Genomic DNA, 18,664 nt, shown 5'->3' on the forward strand with positions numbered 1-18,664 from the left:
TGGCGGGGCGGCATGGCGCCGCCCCGCCAATCGCTTTTAGGGGACGGAAAGACCGGGAGGATCGGATGACTGCGGGAACGGCCAGGAGCGGAGCGCCACCGCGCTTCAGCGCGGTGCTTTCGAAGATTTGCGACGGTGCGCTCTATCTCGCGGGCATCGGGATGGTCGCCATGACCGCGCTTGTTGCCTACCAGGTGTTTTCCCGCTTCGTGCTCAACGCGTCACCGAGCTGGACCGAAGTCACCGCCATCATGCTGATGAACTGGTTCATCTTCCTGGGCGCTGCCGTCGGCGTGCGCGAGAATTACCATATGGGCTTCGACGTGCTGCTCTATATCCTGCCCAAGGGCAGCAAATGGGCGCTGCGCACCCTGTCCGACCTGATCGCGTTTGGCTTCGGCTTCGGCATGGTCTGGTACGGCTGCAAGCTGGTCGGGCTGACCTGGCACACTGTCATCCCGGCGCTCGAACTTCCCGGCGGTTTCGACTATCTGCCGCTGGTTGCCGGCGGCTTTCTGATCTGCCTGTTCGCGGCCGAACGCATCGCGCTGCGCTGGTCCGGCGCCGACATCGACAAGGATATCAATCTCGAAGAAGTGCCGGAAATGCCGGCCGTGCAGGAGGCCTAGATGGAACTCTGGATCCTGTTTGGCGTCTTCACGCTTTTGATGTTTGCCGGCACGCCGATCGCCTTTTGCCTGGGTGCGGCGTCCTTCGCCACCGTGCTTTATCTCGGCCTGCCGCCCCTGGTGGTGTTCCAGCAATTGAAGTCGGGCATGTCGGCGTTCTCGCTGATGGCGATCCCGTTCTTCATCTTTGCCGGCGACCTGATGGTGCGCGGCGGCATCGCGCAGCGCATCGTTTCCTTTGCCGGCTCGCTGGTCGGTCATGTCCGCGGTGGGCTCGGTCAGGTCAACATCATCGCCGCGACGTTGTTCGGCGGCATTTCCGGCTCGGCTGTGGCGGAAGCCGCTGCCGTCGGCGGGCTGATGATCCCGCAGATGAAAGCGCGCGGCTACGGCGCCGACTATGCCGTCAACGTCACCTCGATGGCGGCGCTGATCGCGCTGCTTCTGCCGCCGTCGCAGAACATGATCATCTATTCGATCGCCGGCGGCGGCAAGATTTCGATCGCCGACCTGTTCACCGCCGGTATCCTGCCTGGTCTGCTGTTCGCCGCTTCGCTGATGGTCACCGCCTATTTCGTCGCCCGCAGCCGCGGCTACCCGGTCGAGGCTTTTCCCGGCTTCTCGCGTGTCGGCCAGCTGGCGGTCATCGCCATCCCCGGACTTCTGCTCATCGGGATCATCTTCGGCGGCGTTCGCTCGGGCATTTTCACGGCGACGGAAAGCTCCTGCATCGCCATCATCTACGCTTTGCTGGTCACCGTCTTCGTCTACCGGTCGATGGCCTGGGGCGATTTCGTCCATGCCACAAAGGGCGCGGTGCGCACGACCTCAATGGTGCTGCTGATCATCGGCACGGCGGCCTCGTTCAGCTGGCTGATGGCCTATCTCAAAGTGCCGGTGCTGCTGATCGCAGGCATGAACGCCATCTCCACCGATCCGCTGGTGGTGCTGCTTCTGCTCAACGTCCTGATGCTGCTGCTCGGCACCTTCATGGACATGGGGCCGATGATCATCATCTGCACGCCGATCTTCCTGCCGCTGGTCACCCATTACGGCGTCGACCCCGTGCATTTCGGCGTCATCACCATCCTCAATCTCGGCATTGGCCTCAACACGCCACCGGTCGGCACGGTGCAGTTCGTCGCCTGTGCCGTCGGCAAGATTACGGTCTGGGAAGCGATGCGCTCGATCTGGCCGTTCTATGGCGCGGGCATCGTGGTTCTGGGGCTGGTGACCTATATTCCGGCGATTTCGCTCTGGTTGCCGAGCGTGTTCAAATAGGCGTCTTCAAACAGGGGTGCGATATGGCATCGGATAGCGCTGTCGATCTCAGGGTCGAGAGAAAACCCAAACTGTCGGAGACCGTCGTTGCGGCGATCCGCAAGCAATTGCAGGCGAGCGAGATCCTGCCCGGCCACAAATTGCCGACCGAGGGCCAGCTGACCGAGACCTTCGGCGTCAGCCGCACCGTCATCCGCGAAGCGCTGGCCAAGCTCGCCGCCGACGGGCTGGTCGAGGCGCGCCAGGGCGCCGGCGTGTTCGTCACCGAGCACATCTCAACGATGTTCGGCGCGCTCGCCGCCGATATGGGCAGCAAGGATTCCATCGCGCTCAATGTGCTCGAAGTGCGCCTGGCCGTCGAAATCGAATCGGCCGGGCTCGCCGCCATTCGCCGCAACGCCGCGCAGGAAGCGGCGATCCAGGAAGCCTTCTTCGAGTTCGAACGGCTGCTTCTCAACAGCGAGCCGACCGGTCCGGCCGATCTCGCCTTCCACCGGGCAATCGCCAGCGCCACCAACAACCCGTTCTATGTCGAGATGCTCGATGTGCTCGGACGCCGCGCCATTCCTTGCGACGTGACCTCGCCCTGGTCGACCGAACTGGTGCAATCCGACAGCTATCAGCGAGGGCTGCAACGCGAGCATCTGGTGATCCTGAATGCGATCACCTCAGGCGACGCCGAAGCCGCGCGCGAGGCGATGCGCGCTCATCTCACCGCCAGCCAAGAGCGCTACCGCGAGCGGCTGCACGCCCGCCAGGTCTACTACGCCGACTCGGTCAAGGCGTCGGCAACCAAATAGCCATTCATTCAGCTGGAGCAGCAATGACTCAAAGTCACCCGCATACCGATTTCACCTCGCGTTTCGCCATCGACCCGGTCGCCGCTGCTTCCATGGGCACCGACGAACTGCGTCACAATTTCCATATTGACGACCTGTTCCAGCCGGGACGCATCAGCCTGACCTACACCCATTATGACCGCATGATCGTTGGCGGCGCCGTGCCGGAAGGGACAGCGCTGCCGCTGGAGGCGATCAAGCCGACGGGAACCAAGAATTTTCTCGACCGCCGCGAGCTGATCATCGTCAATATCGGCGGCGCCGGCTCGGTGACGGCAAATGGCGAGACCCACCAGTTGCAGGCGCGTGACATGCTCTATCTCGGCATGGGCAGCACCGACGTGTCGTTCGCGTCGGCCGACGCGGGCGCACCGGCCAAATTCTACCTGCTCAGCGCGCCGGCGCATCATACCCATCCGAGCCGGCTGATCCGCATTGGCGACGCCAAGCGCCTCGATCTCGGCAGCAAGGAAACCTGCAACGAGCGCTCGATCTTCCAGTTCATTCATGCTGATGGCGTCAAGACCTGCCAGCTGGTGGTCGGCATGACGCAGCTGGCGCCGGGCTCGGTGTGGAACACCATCCCTTGCCATGTGCATGACCGGCGCATGGAGGCCTATCTCTATTTCGACCTGCCGGAGACGGCGCGCGTCTTCCATTTCATGGGCGAGCCGGACGAAACCCGCCACATCGTCATCGCCAACGAGGAGGCAGTGCTGTCGCCGGGTTGGTCTATCCATTCCGGGGTCGGCACCTCGAACTACGCCTTCGTCTGGGCGATGGCCGGCGACAACGTCGACTACACCGATGTCGACCCGGTGCCGCTGGGCGAACTGCGTTGAGCGGCCCTTCCTCCTTCAGCCTGGCCGGCAAGCGTATCCTGGTCACCGGCGCGAACACCGGCATCGGCCAAGGCATCGCCGTCTCGATCGCGCGCGCCGGCGGCATCGTCATCGGTGTCGGCCGCTCTGTGATGGACGACACGGAAAGGCAAGTCGCGGAAGCCGGCGGCCAGTTCGAGACTGTGCGGTGCGATCTCGCCGATCATGTTGCCGCCAAGGCCATGCTCGACCAGGTGTGGGAGAAGACCGGCCCGATCGACGGCCTGGTCAACAATGCCGGCATCATCCGCCGCGCCGATGCGGTCGATTTCTCCGAGGCCGATTGGGACGACGTCATCGACGTCAATCTGAAGACGCTGTTCTTCCTCAGCCAGGGTTTTGCCAGGCGCGTGATGGCCGATTCCGGGCAGCGCGGCAAGATCGTCAACATCGCCTCGGTGCTGAGTTTCCAGGGCGGTATTCGTGTCGTGTCCTACACCGCGTCGAAACATGGCGCGCTCGGCATAACCCGGCTGCTGGCCTGCGAATGGGCGGCAAAAGGCATCAATGTCAATGCCATTGCGCCCGGCTATATTGAAACCAACAACACCGAGGCGTTGCGCGCCGATCCCGACCGCAGCGCCGCTATATTGGCGCGCATCCCGGCCGGGCGCTGGGGCGGACCGGAAGACATAGGCGACGCCGCTGTCTTCCTGCTGGCCCCCGCATCCGACTATATGCACGGCGCCGTGATCCCGGTGGATGGCGGCTGGCTGGCGCGATGAGGAAACAGTCATGATCGAGCATAAGATTTTTGCCCAACCCGGCGAGAGCGCGTGGACGCCGACGCCGGACGGCAACAGGCGGCGCGTTCTCCTGCATACGGATGAGCTGATGATGGTCGAGTTCGGCTTCGACAAGGGCGGCGTCGGCGCACTGCATTCGCACCCGCATGTCCAGGCCAGCTATGTCGCCGAAGGTCGCTTCGAGGTGATTATCGACGGCCGCACCGCGACCATCGAGACCGGCGGCAGCTTCATCGTGCCGTCCAATCTGGTGCACGGCGTCAAGGCGCTGGAGGCCGGGCGCCTGGTCGACAGCTTTACCCCGCACCGCGCCGATTTCCTGGCCTGAACCTTTTTCGGCAATTCCAGAAACAGGAAACCCGCGCCTCCTGGGGAGGCGCGGGCTGTTGCCTGTGCGCTCGTGGCGCAGCGGTACTCGAAACATCGCCGCAGGGTTGGACGGTGCCGCAACATGGTGAAGATAGGTTTAACGATGCCAACCAGGTCGATCGCCGGTGGGGTGTTGCTGCTGCTTGTTGTGGTCACGCAGGGGCTGCGCTAATCGTTCTGTCCACGCCGCTGCTTCGGGCGGCCGATCGAAAACATCAGTGATGCAGATATCGACGACAAGCGTGCCGACGCACGATCCCAAACGGCGCGTCCTCAAGGACGTGTTCGGCTTCGACGATTTCCGTCCCGGACAGGCCGCGGTGATGGAGGCGCTGCTTGGCGGCCGCCATGTGCTGGCCGTCATGCCAACGGGTGCCGGCAAATCGCTGTGCTACCAGGTTCCGGCGCTGGTCAAGGGTGGGCTGACCATTGTCGTTTCGCCGCTGGTGGCGCTGATGCAGGATCAGGTCGCGGCACTGCGCCTCGCCGGCGTCGCCGCCGATACCATCAATTCCTCGATCGACCGTGATGCCAATGTCGCGGCATGGCGCCGCGTCGCGTCGGGCCAGACGCGGCTGCTCTACCTCGCGCCGGAACGGCTGATGACCGAGCGGATGCTGGATGCGCTTGCCAGGCTCGATGTCAGCCTGATCGCCATCGACGAGGCGCATTGCATTTCGCAGTGGGGGCCGGCGTTCCGGCGCGAATATGAAGACCTGTCGCAGCTGCGTGGCATCTTTCCCGACGTGCCGATCATTGCGGTGACGGCGACGGCGGACGAGACGACGCGGGCAGACATCGAGAGACGGCTGTTTGGCGGGCGTGTCGAAACGCAGGTGCTTGGCTTCGACCGGCCCAACATCAAGCTTGCCATCGAGCCCAAGCAGGACAGCAAGCGGCAGTTGCTCAATTTCATCGGGCGCCATCAGGGACGCAGCGGCATCGTCTATTGCCTGTCGCGCAAGAAGACCGAAGAGATGGCGGCATTCCTCGAAAAGAACGGCGTGACCGCGCTCGCCTATCACGCCGGGATGAGCAAGGAGGCGCGTGATGCCAACCAGAACGCCTTCATGACGCTGTCGGGCATCGTCATGGTGGCGACCATCGCCTTCGGCATGGGGATCGACAAGCCTGATATCGCCTATGTCTTCCACACCGACCTGCCGGGCAGCCTCGAAGCCTATTACCAGGAAATCGGCCGCGCCGGTCGCGACGGCCGGGCGGCGGAGGCGCATATGCTTTACGGCCTTGGCGACATCCGCATGCGCCGCATGTTCATCGACGACGAGGACGCCGCTGTCGAACACAAGCGCCGCTCGCATGGCCGGCTCGATACGCTGATCGGCTATTGCGAGACGGCCGAGTGCCGCCGCCAGGTGCTGCTCGGTTATTTCGGTGAAGAGGCGGTCCCCTGCGGCAATTGCGACAATTGCCTGGAACAGGCGCCGCGCGCCGACGGCACCGCCGAGGCGCGCCTCATCCTGGCGGCGGTGGCGCAGAGCGGCGAGCGCTTCGGCGCCGGCCATGTCATCGACATCCTGATCGGCCACGAGACTGAAAAGATCGCGGCAAGGGGGCATCACAGGCTGGCAGCCTTCGGCAATGGCGCCGCGCACAAGAAGGATTTTTGGCAATCTATGATTCGCCAGCTGGTCGCGAACGGTTTCCTGATGCCGGACCCGGCCGGCCATGGCGGGTTGGCCATCGCGGACAAGGGCCACGCACTCGGCCGGGGCGAGGTGCCGTTCCAGTATCGGGTCGAGATGCGCACGCGCGCCGCGCGCCGCGCGGCTCGTGCCGGGCAGAGCCCTCAGAGCGAAAATGTAGATGCGTCGCTGCTCGCGACGCTGAAGACGCTGCGGCTGCGTCTGGCCAAGGAACGCCAGGTGCCGGCCTATGTGGTGTTTTCGGATCGTACACTGATCGACATGGCCGAGCGTCGTCCGCAAGACCTCGACGATTTCGCCGGGGTCAACGGCGTAGGTGCGGCCAAGCTCAAGGAGTTCGGCAAGGCTTTTCTGAGCGCCATTGCCGCGCACTTTTCCGAGGCGTCAGGCTGAGAGGCTTTTGCTGGACCAAAGCCCGATCCGGCATCAGTACGCCTTCAACTTGCCCGCCCGCTTATTCATTTTGGCGCTACCCTGCCGTAGGGGAATGGCCTTCCAAATTGTATGGAACCGTGACGACAACACACATTCCTGAATCTATGCGGTCGATTCTTCGGATGTAGCCGTGACTATGGAAACCCGCTGTTGCGCGCGTATGGTGGTTTTCTCGGCCTTGGAGACGCTACGTCGGCAGCCGCTATCCGCTGACCCGAATGGTATGATTCAGACCATCTTTGTTGTTGAAAACCCGCTTTCGACGGGAGTATAAAACTCGAGGTTACCATTGCTTTTCGTATAGAGGCTGTGGTGGAAACGTGGGTCCAATCCGCAAAGCATTGCCTTGCGTGGAAGTGATCGAAGCCGGCGGCGGATGGTCCGTTCCTGTGGCCAAGGAAGACCAGGAAATTACCCGATCATTCGTGATTGAACCGTTTGCGCTGTCCTATGCTGAGGGCCAGCGGATACGCCTGCATCTCGACAAGTTCGTTCGTCTGTAGAGAGGCTAAGCCCGATGAAAGACCGGTGGGAACCTGACCACCAGTTCATTGAAAGCGCCCGCCGTAGCCAGCTCCGAGCGGAGAGCCAACTGGACTCCCTGCAATCGACCATCGCCGAAACGCGACGCGTCCTAGAGGCTTCACGGAAGTTCTTGGAAAAGATTGCCGAGCGGGAACACCATACCCAGCCATAGGGAATGGCCGGTGCAGGTTGGGCATGCTTGTGGGGCTTCACCGCACCGGCCACTGCGGGAAGATATGAGGCCCCCCGCGCCGCCTAAGATATAGGCATATTAGCAATCGCGCAATTAACCCTATTGCGCTACCCAGCCGTAGAGGCAAGGAAATCGGAGAAGTTGGTGCCGGTTAACCGCCAGCACGCGAGCAAGTCATTCTGAAAGCATGAAAAACGCGATTTTGCTCGTGCCAATTGAGCGTCTGAAATCTAGTTCCTGCTGCCGATTATCCCTAAGTTAACTGGAATACTTATATCCCCGAAGGGTTGCGAATCAGTCGATTGTCAAGCGCATGCCATGGAGCAAGCAAGGGATCGATTTGAGCAGAAGGGCCGCAGCGGTCGAAGCGCGCTGGGAAATCCGAGCGGCTTCGGCAATTGTCCGCTCTGGCTCGCCCGCTACAACTCGACTCGCGCAGTGTGGACGGAATCACCGGCCATGTGGACGAGAACAATCTGGCGATGTCGTTCACCGAGTTTCGTTCGCGCTACAGCCTCTAAGGGCAAGGTAATCAAGGCGCTCGGATCGCCGCCTCAGGCGGCTTCGCGTTCGGCCTGCGCAGTCAGGTCCGGCTCCCGGCGGCTGTACTGCCGCGGCGAACAGCCCATGACGCGCTTGAATGCCGTGCTGAAGGCGCTTTCGGATTCGTAGCCGAGCGCCAGCGCGATGACGGAAACCGGATCGCCGGAATGCATCAGCCTGTCGCCGGCCAGCATCATGCGCCAGCGCGTCAGATAATCCAGGGGTGAGGCCCCGACCGTCTGCTTGAATCTGAGCGCAAAAGTCGATCGCGACATGCCGGCGCGCTCCGCCAGTTGCTGCAATGTCCAGCCATGCGCCGGGTCCTCGTGCATGGCGCCGATCGCCGCGCCGATCTGCCTGTCGGTCAGTGCGAACAGCCAGCCGACATTGCCTTGCGCGGTCATATGCAGGCGCAAGGCCTCGATCAGGATCATGTGGGCGAGGTGCTCGACGATGAGAAAGCCGCCGGGACGCCGCTGGCGCAATTCCTGCATCATCCGCTCCACCGGCCAGCGAAGCGCCGAATGGTCGCTCTCGCCGCGGATGTGGACGATGGGCGGCAGCATCCGCAAGAGGATGCCGGCATGGTCGCCGGACAGCGTGAAGCGACTGCTGACCAGGAGGAAATCGCCGCCGCCATTATGGACGGTGATGCCGCCGGTCCGCGCCGGTGAAAAGATCGTTCGCGCATCGACCGTCGGCAGGCCGAGATCGCTGGCAAGGCGGAAAGGCCGGCCGCGCGGCAACAGGAAGCAGTCGCCCACGTCCAGCCGCACCGCGTCAGGGACGCCCTCGACCGACAGCCAGCATCGGCCGGACACCACGGCGCCGCATTTGATGGCGGCCTGCTGGTCAGGAAACTGGATCGCCCAGTCGCCACCGGTTTCCAGCCCAGCCGACAGGTAATTGCGCGGCTTTAGTAGCGACAGCACGTCTGACAGCGGATCCATGAGCGTTCTCGGACGATTGCGAAGATATCTCGGATTCTACAGTATAGATCGTATGATCTCAAACTTCTATCTCCTTCGCAACGGGCTGCCTGTACGGCCTCGACAAAAACCAAGGAGAAATCATCATGCGTGTGTTCGTTACCGGGGCTACCGGTTTTGTCGGTTCGGCTGTTGTGCGGGAATTGCTCGGGGCGGGCCATCAGGTGCTTGGCCTCGCGCGGTCGGAAGCAGGTGCGGAGTCGATCATGGCCGCGGGTGCCGAGGCGCATCGCGGCGATATCGAGGATTTCGACAGCCTGCGCAGCGGCGCTGCCCAATCGGATGGCGTCATCCACACGGCCTTCAACCACGACTTTTCGAGATTCGCCGCCAGTTGCGCAGTTGACCAGCGCGCCATCGAAACGCTCGGCGCGGCGCTCGAGGGTTCCGAGCGGCCGCTGCTTGTCACCTCCGGCCTCGCCGGTTTTGCGCAGGGAAGGCCGGCAACCGAAGACGACAAACCCGCGCCTCCATCGGCCGCCATGCCGCGCGCTTCGGAAGCAACGGCCGTGGCGCTCGCAGCGCGCGGGGTGCGCGCATCGACGGTGCGGCTGGCGCCGACCGTCTATGGCGAGGGCGATCACGGTTTCGTGCCGATGCTGATTGCCATTGCGCGTGAAAAGGGCGTCTCGGCCTATGTCGGCGACGGCGCAAATTGCTGGGCGGCGGTGCACCGGTTCGACGCCGCCACCCTGTACAGGCTGGCGGTGGAGAAGGGGACGGGCGGCGTCAGCTATCATGCGGTTGCCGAACAGGGCGTGGCGAGCAAAGAGATCGCCGAGATCATCGGCCGCCGGCTCGGCCTGCCGGTCGTTTCCATAGGCCCCGAGGACGCGGCTGCGCATTTCGGCTTTCTCGGGCATTTCATCGGCAGGGACTTGTCGGCGTCAAGTGAGCAGACCCGCACTGCGCTGGGATGGCAGCCGACCGGGCCGGGGCTCATCGCCGATCTCGATCGTGCCCGCTATTTCGAGGCCTGATCAGGCCGGCCAGTCGCGTTGCATTGCACGACCGACAGCCTGGCGATCAGCGGCAGTGCCAGCAACACGGCCAGACGCAGCCCGCCGAGCGGGCAGCACCGTCGTGCTGCTGGAACCGCCGCCACATCTGTATGGCGGCAAGCAGAACGAACACGGCGTAGGCCGCCCGCAGCCCGGACGACCTGCTCGCCCGTCGCCGGAAAGCCGGCGAAGGCATGGCCTCGTCATGGCAGACCTACCTTGTTACGGGGATGCGCGCGCGATTCCCGCGCCTAGTTAGAGATCGCCCTTCCTCACCTTGCCGTAAACGATATTCCGGTTCGAGCCATAGTAGACTTTCGCGTCGAAAGGACTCCCGCCGAGCGCGGCATTGATGATGTCCCACATATCGTCGGCCGAACGTAGGATGAGCGGCCAATCCATGAAAGTCTCCATGTAACCATCCGTCGTTATCTCGTCGCTGAAATTGGCAAACAGGAATTCGCCACCGGGCTTGACGAGTTCCATGGCTCTTTGAAGCAGGCGGACGCCGATGGCACGGGGCAGGTAATCGTAAAGCCCCGATGCGTAGACGAGATCGAATGTGCCAAGGGCGTAGGCGCGGCGCAGGATGCCGCGTACGGAACCCTGGACTGCCTCGACTGCCGTGCCGGCAAAGTCGTGGTTCACCGTGGCTACGCTGACGGGGTCCTGATCCAGGCCGATCCAACGTTGCAGTTTATGCCTGGCCAACGCGTCGGAGCGTTCGGCTTCCCTGAGGTGGCCGCATGCAATCGCCAGCACCTCAGCCTTTTCCACACTGCTGGCTGTCTCGTCCACGGTCCTGGCCAGAATATCCCGCCGCTCGCGCCCCGCCACCGAACTGGCAGCTTCACTGGTGTACGCATAGATTTGCCGACCAAGTAAGGTCGACGAGGCCACGATCTCGTCGGCGATCGGATGCTTGTAGTAAATATCCAGCAGGCCTGCATCGCCCGAATACCCGCGCGGTTTTTCGACCGACCACCGCGTGAACGGGTCCTGGAGCAAATATTCCGCAACCCGATGCTGCTGAGCCAAAGGAACGAGTTTCTGCCAAACCGCGGGAGCAACCTGCCGGCGGAGCTTGTGGAGTCGCCCCGCCAAACGATGGACAATGGGGGCGGCCGGTTTGTGTCGCGCAAAGGCTTGATGAGCAAGGTCCAGTATCAGGGCGAGCTGGGCCGTGCTGTCCCTCAACTCGTCGGAGTCAGCTGCCTCTTCGGAGGTCGCAACATGTTTCTTCATCAGCCTGGTGGTGACCAGGCTGTATTGGTCGAGCTGCAGTTTTGGCTTGATAGGCATGCCGTTTACTCTCCGGTTACCGCCCCGGTCCCCGGCCAGCAGCATAGGTGCGCCGCCAACCAATGCTAACAATTTTAATAAAATTTTAATAAAATTTTAGTCGATGGAGCGGCCATCAATTCTGCAAAACTGGCTAAATCCGAACCACCCGTTTACCCTCGGTTAGCGACATCTGACTTTTCCTGCGGACAGGGGCGTCTTCATTCCCCGACCGCAGGCGACGTCGGCTGTTGCATTCGCTACTGCAGATCGCGGAGGAGCGTTGCGATGCAACTGAGCGAGGACGTTGCCCACAAGGTGGCGGCAGCGATTGGACGTCCGCGGTGGCATTCCGCCGATCCGGAACTGCTGGCACTGTTCCTGCAGAAGGATGCCGATGAGAATCGCAGTCTTGTGCGATGGGGTATTGCGGCTGCTGTATTCAGCTATGTGGCCTATGGCCTTTTCGATTGGTTTCTTTTTCCGGATATCGCCGGCCGGCTTGTTTTGACGCGCGTTACGCTAGGGATCACTTCCCTGGCGCTTGTCGAATTTGTCGCCCGACGGGGCTTTGCCCTTGCCACCTTGCACCTTGTAGCAGCGCTGGCGATTGTATCCGGTGCCCTTGGGTGGCTCGTCTCCGCTGTTGGAACAGAGCATCAGGATGCCCTCTCCCATTTCATGGTTTTTGGCACCGTGTTCATCCTGGGTGCGAATCTGTTCTTCAACTTCCGTTTTTGGCTTTCAGCCCTTGCCTCCGCGACGGTCGCCGCAAGCTTTGTGTACGCCGCGATGTTCTCCCTTCAGGCCGACATCGCCGGTCGGGCCGTGTTGTCGGCCTATTTCGTGAACTGCCTCGTCTTGTCGCTTTATCTTTCGTGGCGGCTGAGCCTGGAGCGTTACCAGACCTTCCTGCACGCGCTTCGGGCACAATTCCAGGAGCAGGCTGCTATCAAGAAGGGGCAAAAGCTAACCGAAATCGCCGACACCGATCCGCTCACGGGAATGAAGAACCGCAGGGCGATCATTCGAGAATTCTCGGAGCTGCGCGAAGACTGGGCCGCGGACGACGACGAGATAGGGCTCATTCTGATCGACGTCGACTACTTCAAAAGGTTCAATGACGGACTTGGTCATCAGGCCGGCGACGATTGCCTGATCAAACTCGCCCATGTCCTTTCCGAGATGGCGGCTGCCAACAACGCCATCGCGGCCCGCTATGGCGGAGAAGAATTCGTCATTCTCTGCAAGGTCACCGGGCGGGCTCACCTTCATGAGATAACGAAGAAATTCTGTCGCGCTGTAGAGGATTTGGATATCTACCACCCTGATCGGGGCGACAAGCTCAACATCGTAACGATCAGTGCCGGGGCGTCGTTGACGCGCGCCGATCAGAGCATAGAGCTTAGAATCCTGCTGCAGGAAGCTGACCGCGCGCTCTACGCGTCCAAGTTTGCCGGTCGGGCTACGTTCACGATTTACGACCCGCACGCCACCAGCCAGGATCGCTCCGGCGAAAATCTTTCAGAACTGCTGAAGGCGGCAGTTTCCAACCAGCTCGTTTCTGTCGCTTACCAGCCAATTCGCGAGCTGGCGTCGGGCCGCGTGCTGGGGCACGAGAGTCTGATGCGTGTATGCGACTTCGACGGCACCATGATCAGTCCGTCCGTATTCATACCCGTTGCCGAGCAGACCGGAGCGATCGTGGAACTGGGTACATGGCTGATCGACCGAGCCTGCGGTGACATGGCGGAATACGGATTGGGCTCGGTCGTGACGGTGAACGTATCCGTTCTTCAGCTCAAGGCTCCCAACTTTTCACTCCGGATCACCGAAATCCTTGGCAGGCACGGCCTTGCGCCCCAGAAACTGGCCATCGAAATCACCGAAGGCAGTGACATCTTTCTGGAGGCGCAAGCGGTAAGAAACGTGGAGCGGTTGCGAAAACTCGGCGTTCAGATCTGGCTGGACGACTTCGGAACGGGATTTGCCGGCTTGACATGGCTCCGCCGCTTCAAATTCGACGTGGTCAAGATTGATCGCAGCTTCCTCCACGATTGCCAGACGTCTCGTGGCTTGAGCCTGTTGCGGGACATGGTCGGGCTGCTTCGCAATCTCGGCCATGTCGTGCTCGCCGAGGGCGTCGAAACGGAGGAGCAGTACATATTGCTGCAGCGCCTGGGGGTAAATTTGATGCAGGGCTTCCTCACCGGGCATCCAGTCCCGATCGAAGAGGTAAACCAAATGAGGCAAGGCCTTGTTGCCTAGCGGCAGCCCCTTCGCTGAAGCTTCGGAGGGCATCCTGCTTCGTTCCGGTCCCCCTACGCTACTTCGTAGCTTCGGGCGACACTCCTATGCCCAGATGCGGTTCCGGGTGGCCTGCCACCCGAAGCCCGCAGGGCGTAGGGTGGCGGAGAGGGAGGGATTCGAACCCCCGATGGGCTTGCACCCATGCCGCATTTCGAGTGCGGTGCATTCGACCACTCTGCCACCTCTCCGCGGTCATGGTCGGCCGTTGCCGGCGCGGCGCACTAGATAACGGCTGGGCGGGCAGGTTACAAGGCCAAATCCGCGGGGGAATTCAGCTTCCTGTGCGGGCTCTGTCTGGAGGGCTGCGTTGCGGCCACGTCGGCAGATGGGGCCAACCGGTCCTCGACCGGAGAGATCGGGGGCGGCAAGGAGGCGGCGTGTCCAAGGATTCCGCCCGTTTGCCTTGACTCGTACCGAACCTTCGGTTAGGGGAAGCGCGCAATCGGCGTGGAGGGTTCTTCCACGCCGCTTGTTTTTCGAACCCGCAGACTGACAAAAAGACGGCCGAACCGCGTGACGCGGCTCATCGAGGCCGACCGAACAGCGAAAGGCAAAAAATGTTCGCAGTCATTAAAACGGGCGGTAAGCAGTATCGCGTTGCCGCCAACGATCTCCTGAAGATCGAGAAGCTCGAAGCTAATGTCGGCGATATCGTCGAAATCGGCAGCGTCCTCGCCCATGGCGAAGGCGAAAATGTCACCTTCGGCGCCCCGTTCGTCGATGGCGCTCTGGTCACGGCCGAAGTCGTCGAGCAGGGCAAGAACCGCACCGTCATCGCTTTCAAGAAGCGCCGCCGGCAGAATTCGCGCCGCAAGATCGGCCACCGCCAGCTTCTGACCACCGTGCGGATCGCCGAGATCCTGCTGGGTGGCGCCAAGCCTTCCAAGAAGGCCTCAGCCAAGGTGGAAGCCAAGGAAGTCAAGGCTGACGTAGCGCCCGAGGCGAAGGCCGAGGCCGCGCCGAAGGAAGCCAAGGCGAAGAACGAAGCCAAAGCCGAGGCTGCTCCGAAGGATGAAGCCAAGACGGAGACCGCCGTCGCCGCGCCGCTGTTCAAGGCGCCGAAGGGCGAGCCGGACGATTTGGCCGTGATCAAGGGCATCGGCCCGGTTGCCGCCGGCCAGCTGCACGAGCAGGGCATCACCACCTTCGCCCAGCTTGCCAAGCTGTCGGACAAGGACGTGGCCAAGATCGACGCGCACATGCCCTTCAGCACCGACCAGATCAACGACTGGCGCGAGCAGGCCAAGGAACTGGCGAAGAAGTAAAACGAACCGGCGACAAGGTCGCCGGATCGGACTTGAAACGGAACGCGAACGCGTTCATAAGACCATTCAAGCGCCCCAGGGGCGCATCGGAGTTAGTTAGATGGCACACAAGAAAGCTGGCGGCTCGTCGCGCAACGGTCGCGACTCGCATTCCAAGCGTCTGGGCGTGAAGAAGTTCGGCGGCGAAGCCGTCATCCCGGGCAACATCATCATCCGTCAACGCGGCACCACCTGGCATCCCGGCGTCAATGTCGGCATGGGCACGGACCACACCCTTTTTGCGCTCGAGACCGGCGCAGTCACCTTCAACAAAAAAGCCAACGGCCGAACCTACGTATCGGTCAACCCGATTACCAAAGCCGCGGAGTAGCCGGTTCCGCACTATAAAACCGGCGCCCATCTCGGGAACCGGTGTCTGGCCAAACCAGTGAATGGAGCCAGGAAAAGGATCAGGGGAGATGGGTTTTCCATCTCCCCTTTTTTCTTGCCTGGAGGACGTCGAATGGTTGCCGAAGCGGAAGACACCGAAGACGAAAGTTACGCGATAGATTGCCCGGTGCTGGCCACGGAGCGGCTGGTGATGCGCGCCCCGTGTGAAGCCGACATCGCGCAACTGGTCGAGCTTGCCGACAACCGTCACGTCGCCGAGATGCTGGCCCGCATGCCGCACCCCTATGGCGAGGCCGAGGCACGCGCCTTCCTGGCCATGACCAGGTCGCGCCGGGCCGGCATCGCCTACGCCCTGACGCTCGCCGGCACCGACATTTTCGTCGGCTGCGCCGGCCTCAACATGACCGATCGCGGGCTGGAACTCGGCTACTGGATCGGCGAGCCCTATTGGAAGCGCGGCTATGCGACGGAGGCCGCGCATGCGTTGGTCGACCTCGCCTTCCAACGGACGTCGATCCAGGTGCTGCAGGCTTCGACGCGGGTGATCAATCCGGCCTCGCGCCGGGTCATCCACAAATGCGGCTTCCAGTATGCCGGCCAGGGCATGCTGAACTCGATCGTCGCCGGCCAGGTGCCGGTCGAGCGGTACCGGCTGGACAGAAAGACCTGGATCAGCCTGCGCAACTGGGTCCACTTCTGATGGTTTGTTCCGATCAAGCCGATGGCCGATTATAGCAACGATATCGAAGCGGTCACGATTGCGCCGATGACGCCGCGCGATGTCGAGAGTTTTAACCAGGCGCTCGACATCGTTGCGCGTGAGCGGAAGTACCTGTCTTCCTGGAAGCGCCGCCGCTCGATCAAACCCGAACATTCATAGTGGACCGCATCGGGAGAGGCGACCCAGGGTTCGTGGCGGTTGTTCGTGGCGAGGTTGTCGGTTGGTGCGATATCTCACGGCATGACCGGCAGATAGGCGGCACCCTTGGAATGGGAATTGTGCCGGACTATCGAGGACGTGGTCTGGGACTGCGGCTTATCAATGCCGCCTTGACGGAAGCACGCAACATCGGCTTCGTCCGCATCGAGCTTTCCGTGCATTCCGACAATGCCCGCGCCATCTCCCTCTACTACAAGGTCGGGTTTGTCACCGAGGGTGTGCAGCGTGACGCGGTCAAGATCGACGGCCGATACGTCGATGCGATCATGATGGCGATCGTCACCGCAAAAACGCCGGCAGATGAACAATCGCCGGTCAGCCCATCTCGACCCAAATCGGGAGATGGTCCGAGCCGACCGCTTCACGGTCGACCCACAGGCGCTTCAGCGATCCGGCGAGCGAGGCCGAGGTGAAGATGTAGTCGATGCGCTTGTGGCGGCTTGTGTCTTCGGGTCGCGTGGGATCGACCCAGGTGACGACGTCTGGTGTGTTCAGGCGCTGGGCGACGTCGACGGCGAGATCGGCGGTCAGCGGCATGCCGAATTCATGGTCCGGGCGGCCGACGAGTTCGACATATTCGGGCGAGCCGGGCAGCATGTTGAAGTCGCCCATGACTATGAAGGCTTCGGGATAGGGCAGGTCCGGCAGGCCGATCTCGGGAATGCCGGAGAGACCGCCGCCCTCGAAGGCATAGTTCAACAGGCGCTGGCGCAGGAACCGGATCTGGCTGGCGCGCTCAACCGGACTGCGATGGTCAAGATGCGTGGAATAGAAGCGGATGAAGCCGAGCGGGGTCTCGACCAGCGCCTCGAGTGCGCCGCGCTGGAAGTTCATCGCCTCAAGGCTGCGGCTGCGCGGCAAAAGCAGATTGCGCGACAGATGGATCGGCGTCTTCGACAGCACCATGTTGCCGAGCTGGAAAGTGGTGGTGATGGCGCGGCCGGCCTCCAGGCGCGAGCCGACATTGACCTCGAAATTGCTGCCGTAGGCGGCAAAATATTCGGGCAGCGCCTCGCCGATCTCGGCGACCATGTCGCGGTTGCCGTTCCTCGGATTGTTGCGGGTCACTTCCTGCAGCGCGATCACGTCGGCGCCGCGAACCGCCGCGGTGATGCGGCCGAGATCGTAGCGGCCATCCAGACCGATACCGTACTGGATGTTGTAGCTTACAACCTTCATTCCCGCGCCCCTCAAGCTCCGTCCGCGAACACTGCTACCGCGTCCCCGGCAAAAGGGCATCCGGCGCTTTAGTCGCAAAACGGCCTCGCCCTTGGCCGCGCCTTGGTTTAGAGCAAGGCGCAAGATCTAAAGCAAAGCCGCAAGGCCAACAGAAACTGCGTAGTCCAATGAAATTTCTCGATCAAGCCAAGGTTTATATCCGCTCCGGCGACGGTGGCGCCGGCTCTGTGTCGTTCCGGCGCGAAAAATTCATCGAGTTCGGCGGCCCGGATGGCGGCGACGGTGGCCGCGGCGGCGATGTCTGGCTGGAAGCGGTCAACGGTCTCAACACGCTGATCGACTATCGCTACCAGCAGCACTTCAAGGCCAAGACCGGTGTCCACGGTATGGGCCGCAACATGACCGGCGCCAAGGGCGCCGATGTGACGCTCAAGGTGCCGGCCGGAACCCAGGTGTTTGCCGAGGACAATGAGACGCTGATCTGCGACCTGACCGTGGTCGGCCAGCGCTTCCTGCTGGCCAAGGGCGGCAATGGCGGTTTCGGCAACCAGCATTTCAAAACCTCGACCAACCAGGCGCCTCGCCGCGCCAATCCGGGCCAGCCCGGCGAAGAGATGAATGTCTGGCTGCGGCTGAAGCTGATTGCCGACGCCGGCCTGGTCGGGCTGCCCAATGCAGGCAAGTCGACTTTTCTGGCAACCGTCACCGCGGCCAAGCCAAAGATCGCCGACTACCCCTTCACCACGCTGCATCCCGGCCTCGGCGTTGCCCGGATCGATGCGCGCGAATTCGTCATCGCCGACATTCCGGGCCTCATCGAGGGCGCGCATGAGGGTGTCGGCATCGGCGACCGCTTCCTCGGCCATGTCGAGCGCACGCGTGTGCTTTTGCATCTGGTTTCGGCGCAGGAGGAAAATCCGGGCAAAGCCTACAAGACCGTGCGCGCCGAGCTCGACGCCTATGGCAATGGGCTGATCGAGAAGGTCGAAATCGTCGCGCTCAGCCAGGTCGATATCCTAGACGCCGATGAGCGCAAGAAGAAGGTTGCGTCGCTCAAACGCGCTGCCGGCCGCGCGCCGATGCTGCTGTCGGCGGCCACCGGCGAGGGCGTCGAAGCGGTGCTGCGCGCGCTGATGGCGGTTGTCGGCGAAGCGCGCGACAGGGCTGCCGCTCCCGTCGAGACCCGCTGGGACCGATAGCG

At 62.4% G+C, this 18,664-nt stretch carries 17 protein-coding genes, 1 tRNA gene and 1 pseudogene; 15 read left to right on the forward strand and 4 right to left on the reverse strand.

The window, feature by feature from the left end; all coding sequences use genetic code 11:
* Window positions 1-65 precede the first annotated feature (65 nt).
* From NKJ77_RS18560 to NKJ77_RS18595, 8 genes are all read left to right on the forward strand, one after another.
* Window positions 66-629 carry a TRAP transporter small permease gene (locus NKJ77_RS18560; RefSeq protein ID WP_023831780.1) on the forward strand — a complete coding sequence of 188 codons (564 nt, stop codon included), beginning with the start codon at window positions 66-68 and terminating at the stop codon, window positions 627-629.
* Window positions 630-1,910, forward strand: coding sequence for a TRAP transporter large permease (locus tag NKJ77_RS18565; protein ID WP_023684106.1), 1,281 nt, complete (start codon window positions 630-632; stop codon window positions 1,908-1,910).
* Between the two features lie 23 nt (window positions 1,911-1,933).
* Window positions 1,934-2,710, forward strand: coding sequence for a FadR/GntR family transcriptional regulator (locus tag NKJ77_RS18570; RefSeq protein ID WP_023831779.1), 777 nt, complete (start codon window positions 1,934-1,936; stop codon window positions 2,708-2,710).
* A 23-nt stretch (window positions 2,711-2,733) separates the two neighbouring features.
* Window positions 2,734-3,591, forward strand: coding sequence for a 5-dehydro-4-deoxy-D-glucuronate isomerase (gene kduI / locus NKJ77_RS18575; protein ID WP_023831778.1), 858 nt, complete (start codon window positions 2,734-2,736; stop codon window positions 3,589-3,591).
* Entirely contained in the window at window positions 3,588-4,355 is a 768-nt protein-coding gene (kduD, locus tag NKJ77_RS18580) for a 2-dehydro-3-deoxy-D-gluconate 5-dehydrogenase KduD (protein ID WP_023831777.1), read from the forward strand. Before kduI ends, kduD begins: the two co-directional genes overlap by 4 nt.
* 10 nt (window positions 4,356-4,365) lie before the next feature.
* Entirely contained in the window at window positions 4,366-4,704 is a 339-nt protein-coding gene (locus NKJ77_RS18585) for a cupin domain-containing protein (RefSeq protein ID WP_023693173.1), read from the forward strand.
* Window positions 4,705-4,966: 262 nt separating this feature from the next.
* Entirely contained in the window at window positions 4,967-6,805 is a 1,839-nt protein-coding gene (gene recQ, locus NKJ77_RS18590; RefSeq protein WP_023831776.1) for a DNA helicase RecQ, read from the forward strand.
* Between the two features lie 392 nt (window positions 6,806-7,197).
* Window positions 7,198-7,350: a hypothetical protein gene (locus NKJ77_RS18595; protein ID WP_023831775.1), complete on the forward strand. Its 153-nt coding sequence runs from the start codon at window positions 7,198-7,200 to the stop codon at window positions 7,348-7,350.
* Window positions 7,351-8,119: 769 nt separating this feature from the next.
* On the opposite strand, the gene NKJ77_RS18600 is transcribed toward NKJ77_RS18595, so the two are convergent.
* Entirely contained in the window at window positions 8,120-9,058 is a 939-nt protein-coding gene (locus NKJ77_RS18600) for an AraC family transcriptional regulator (protein ID WP_023693170.1), read from the reverse strand.
* Window positions 9,059-9,183: 125 nt separating this feature from the next.
* Here NKJ77_RS18600 and NKJ77_RS18605 point away from each other — a divergent pair, with 125 nt between their 5' ends.
* On the forward strand, window positions 9,184-10,077 hold the full coding sequence (locus tag NKJ77_RS18605) for an SDR family oxidoreductase (protein ID WP_352535570.1): 894 nt from the start codon (window positions 9,184-9,186) through the stop codon (window positions 10,075-10,077).
* Between the two features lie 276 nt (window positions 10,078-10,353).
* Here NKJ77_RS18605 and NKJ77_RS18610 read toward each other — a convergent pair whose 3' ends face one another.
* On the reverse strand, window positions 10,354-11,400 hold the full coding sequence (locus NKJ77_RS18610; RefSeq protein ID WP_023745332.1) for a class I SAM-dependent methyltransferase: 1,047 nt from the start codon (window positions 11,398-11,400) through the stop codon (window positions 10,354-10,356).
* A gap of 267 nt (window positions 11,401-11,667) precedes the next feature.
* Between NKJ77_RS18610 and NKJ77_RS18615 the strand changes: the two genes are divergently transcribed.
* Complete coding sequence (locus NKJ77_RS18615; protein ID WP_352535571.1) at window positions 11,668-13,647, forward strand: putative bifunctional diguanylate cyclase/phosphodiesterase; 1,980 nt, start codon at window positions 11,668-11,670, stop codon at window positions 13,645-13,647.
* A gap of 140 nt (window positions 13,648-13,787) precedes the next feature.
* Here NKJ77_RS18615 and NKJ77_RS18620 read toward each other — a convergent pair.
* Window positions 13,788-13,877, reverse strand: a tRNA-Ser gene (locus NKJ77_RS18620).
* A gap of 369 nt (window positions 13,878-14,246) precedes the next feature.
* On the opposite strand from NKJ77_RS18620, the gene NKJ77_RS18625 reads away from it, so the two are divergent.
* From NKJ77_RS18625 to NKJ77_RS18640, 4 genes and pseudogenes are all read left to right on the forward strand, one after another.
* Window positions 14,247-14,954, forward strand: a complete 708-nt coding sequence (locus NKJ77_RS18625; RefSeq protein WP_023704931.1) for a 50S ribosomal protein L21 — start codon at window positions 14,247-14,249, stop codon at window positions 14,952-14,954.
* Between the two features lie 100 nt (window positions 14,955-15,054).
* Complete coding sequence (rpmA, locus tag NKJ77_RS18630) at window positions 15,055-15,324, forward strand: 50S ribosomal protein L27 (RefSeq protein WP_015315190.1); 270 nt, start codon at window positions 15,055-15,057, stop codon at window positions 15,322-15,324.
* A gap of 132 nt (window positions 15,325-15,456) precedes the next feature.
* Entirely contained in the window at window positions 15,457-16,044 is a 588-nt protein-coding gene (locus NKJ77_RS18635; protein WP_023688901.1) for a GNAT family N-acetyltransferase, read from the forward strand.
* 21 nt (window positions 16,045-16,065) lie between these two features.
* Window positions 16,066-16,565: pseudogene (locus NKJ77_RS18640) on the forward strand (GNAT family N-acetyltransferase); the annotation flags it as partial.
* A 34-nt stretch (window positions 16,566-16,599) separates the two neighbouring features.
* On the opposite strand, the gene NKJ77_RS18645 reads toward NKJ77_RS18640, so the two are convergent.
* Window positions 16,600-17,463: an endonuclease/exonuclease/phosphatase family protein gene (locus NKJ77_RS18645; protein ID WP_023728671.1), complete on the reverse strand. Its 864-nt coding sequence runs from the start codon at window positions 17,461-17,463 to the stop codon at window positions 16,600-16,602.
* Window positions 17,464-17,630: 167 nt separating this feature from the next.
* Between NKJ77_RS18645 and obgE the strand changes: the two genes are divergently transcribed.
* A complete protein-coding gene (gene obgE, locus NKJ77_RS18650; RefSeq protein WP_023668691.1) occupies window positions 17,631-18,662 on the forward strand; it encodes a GTPase ObgE in 1,032 nt (343 codons plus the stop codon).
* Window positions 18,663-18,664: the final 2 nt, after the last annotated feature.

Origin of the sequence: Mesorhizobium sp. M0052 (genome assembly GCF_040323255.1) — a bacterium.
Taxonomy (GTDB): Bacteria; Pseudomonadota; Alphaproteobacteria; order Rhizobiales; family Rhizobiaceae; genus Mesorhizobium.

What these genes read in the sequence shown, in the direction of transcription:
- NKJ77_RS18560 (WP_023831780.1), top strand. Translation starts at nt 66, where the DNA reads ATGACTGCGGGAACGGCCAGGAGCGGAGCGCCACCGCGCTTCAGCGCG.
- NKJ77_RS18565 (WP_023684106.1), top strand. Translation starts at nt 630, where the DNA reads ATGGAACTCTGGATCCTGTTTGGCGTCTTCACGCTTTTGATGTTTGCC.
- NKJ77_RS18570 (WP_023831779.1), top strand. Translation starts at nt 1,934, where the DNA reads ATGGCATCGGATAGCGCTGTCGATCTCAGGGTCGAGAGAAAACCCAAA.
- kduI (WP_023831778.1), top strand. Translation starts at nt 2,734, where the DNA reads ATGACTCAAAGTCACCCGCATACCGATTTCACCTCGCGTTTCGCCATC.
- NKJ77_RS18585 (WP_023693173.1), top strand. Translation starts at nt 4,366, where the DNA reads ATGATCGAGCATAAGATTTTTGCCCAACCCGGCGAGAGCGCGTGGACG.
- recQ (WP_023831776.1), top strand. Translation starts at nt 4,967, where the DNA reads ATGCAGATATCGACGACAAGCGTGCCGACGCACGATCCCAAACGGCGC.
- NKJ77_RS18600 (WP_023693170.1), bottom strand. Translation starts at nt 9,058, where the DNA reads ATGGATCCGCTGTCAGACGTGCTGTCGCTACTAAAGCCGCGCAATTAC.
- NKJ77_RS18605 (WP_352535570.1), top strand. Translation starts at nt 9,184, where the DNA reads ATGCGTGTGTTCGTTACCGGGGCTACCGGTTTTGTCGGTTCGGCTGTT.
- NKJ77_RS18610 (WP_023745332.1), bottom strand. Translation starts at nt 11,400, where the DNA reads ATGCCTATCAAGCCAAAACTGCAGCTCGACCAATACAGCCTGGTCACC.
- NKJ77_RS18615 (WP_352535571.1), top strand. Translation starts at nt 11,668, where the DNA reads ATGCAACTGAGCGAGGACGTTGCCCACAAGGTGGCGGCAGCGATTGGA.
- NKJ77_RS18625 (WP_023704931.1), top strand. Translation starts at nt 14,247, where the DNA reads ATGTTCGCAGTCATTAAAACGGGCGGTAAGCAGTATCGCGTTGCCGCC.
- rpmA (WP_015315190.1), top strand. Translation starts at nt 15,055, where the DNA reads ATGGCACACAAGAAAGCTGGCGGCTCGTCGCGCAACGGTCGCGACTCG.
- NKJ77_RS18635 (WP_023688901.1), top strand. Translation starts at nt 15,457, where the DNA reads ATGGTTGCCGAAGCGGAAGACACCGAAGACGAAAGTTACGCGATAGAT.
- NKJ77_RS18645 (WP_023728671.1), bottom strand. Translation starts at nt 17,463, where the DNA reads ATGAAGGTTGTAAGCTACAACATCCAGTACGGTATCGGTCTGGATGGC.
- obgE (WP_023668691.1), top strand. Translation starts at nt 17,631, where the DNA reads ATGAAATTTCTCGATCAAGCCAAGGTTTATATCCGCTCCGGCGACGGT.